This is a genomic window from Liquorilactobacillus sicerae, from assembly GCF_029916425.1.
Classification (GTDB): Bacteria; Bacillota; Bacilli; order Lactobacillales; family Lactobacillaceae; genus Liquorilactobacillus; species Liquorilactobacillus sicerae.
Map to the genome: position 1 here is coordinate 1 of NZ_JAHAVQ010000132.1, position 549 is coordinate 549.

Genomic DNA, 549 nt, shown 5'->3' on the forward strand with positions numbered 1-549 from the left:
TAATAGTTGGCTTGTTAATTACTCTATTAGCAACTATGCCCTTTGTCTGGTTCGATACTTCGACTGCTATTTGGTTATTAGTCTCCGTTCTGTTTATACGTGGACTGGGTATGGGAGCAATGAGTGTCCCATTGATGACCGCTGCCTATATCGGTATGCCAAAAGAAAAAATCGGTCAAGCAACAGTTATAACAAGGATTTTACAATCAGTAGGTGGCGCAGCCGGTTCTGCTATTCTTTCAACAATCATTGTTAATGTTGCCACTAGTTATCCTAAAAAGACTCCTCTCTTAACGATGGCTAACTCTTATAACATAGGATTTGCATGGTCATGTGGTTTTACTTTATTAATGTTTATTCCTGCTTGGTTTCTGTCAGTAAAAAAGTCAAAAAAATATAAAGATTGAAATTAATAATATCCGTCGTATTAGTCGTATTAGAAGTGATTAACTTAGCAGCCATGGTATTCGTGATTAGAATATCGACATCGCTCTTACCAATAATCCAAGAACCAATGTTGGATAAAAGCACATTGTTACTGGATATTAA

Annotated in this window: 1 protein-coding gene and 1 pseudogene; one reads left to right on the forward strand and one right to left on the reverse strand. The window is 36.2% G+C overall.

Annotated elements, in window-relative coordinates; translation table 11 throughout:
• Positions 1-407 (forward strand): annotated as a pseudogene (locus tag KH893_RS11635) (MFS transporter); the annotation flags it as partial.
• Here KH893_RS11635 and KH893_RS11640 read toward each other — a convergent pair.
• Positions 355-549, reverse strand: a 195-nt coding sequence (locus KH893_RS11640; protein ID WP_281166258.1) for a hypothetical protein, incomplete at its 5' end; no start/stop codon positions are given. The pseudogene KH893_RS11635 and the gene KH893_RS11640 sit on opposite strands and share 53 nt — an antisense overlap.